The sequence below is a fragment of the Psychrobacter sp. CAL346-MNA-CIBAN-0220 genome (genome assembly GCF_040309805.1).
GTDB lineage: Bacteria > Pseudomonadota > Gammaproteobacteria > Pseudomonadales > Moraxellaceae > Psychrobacter.
In genome coordinates, this window is the sequence record NZ_JBEOPF010000198.1 from 1 (window position 1) to 278 (window position 278).

1 protein-coding gene is annotated in these 278 nt (G+C 40.6%); it reads left to right on the forward strand.

The window, feature by feature from the left end; all coding sequences use genetic code 11:
* A partial coding sequence (locus AAEY88_RS13305; RefSeq protein WP_350563154.1) for an MFS transporter occupies window positions 1-278 on the forward strand: 278 nt, incomplete at both ends.

A 278-nucleotide genomic window follows, 5' to 3' on the forward strand; every position in this document is an offset into this window, starting at 1 on the left:
GCCTATCCTTGTCCACTTCCTTTTTAATGTATGCCAGTAACTTTTCACTGGCCTTTTTATTAAGTTTGTATTTGCAATATATTAAAGGATTAAGCCCCGCACATGCAGGGCAAATCGTATTACTCCAAGCGGTGTCAATGGCTATCATGGCGCCACTGGCAGGTAAATTTGCCGATAAAATACAGCCGCGCTTACTTGCTACATTAGGCTGTGTCATTGTTATGGTTGGCTTTTTTCTACTTTCTCTACTAACGGTGAACTCAAGCACAACTTATATT